Genomic DNA, 289 nt, shown 5'->3' with positions numbered 1-289 from the left:
GTCGCTCCGCCAATCCTTTGCGGCAGTGCTCCAAATGCTGCGCCAAAGCAAAGGCAACACGCAGCGCTCCATGGCTTCCAGCCTGGATCAAACGACCATCAGCAAGGTGGAGAGCGGTAAGCATTCAGTGACGTTGGATGTGAGCCAAAAATTGGCTGCTGCGCTTGATCTTGAGCTGACCGCCTTGATTGCATTGACCGTTTCTCGGGACAGCAATCGCACGCCTAGGGAAGTCCTCCTCGCCTCGCTGGCCGAGATTGAAGCCCTCGGATTGGCTGACACCAACCAA

General features: G+C 56.7%; 1 protein-coding gene. It reads left to right on the top strand.

Going from position 1 to position 289, the window contains the following annotated elements; genetic code table 11:
* Positions 1–289, top strand: a 289-nt coding sequence (locus SB725_RS30725; RefSeq protein ID WP_410923138.1) for a helix-turn-helix domain-containing protein, incomplete at both ends; no start/stop codon positions are given.

Source organism: Pseudomonas sp. SIMBA_041 (assembly GCF_046535095.1).
Lineage (GTDB): Bacteria > Pseudomonadota > Gammaproteobacteria > Pseudomonadales > Pseudomonadaceae > Aquipseudomonas > Aquipseudomonas mucoides.
The sequence above is the reverse complement of the archived record's forward strand: the minus strand, read 5'-3'. Positions and strand labels throughout refer to the sequence as shown.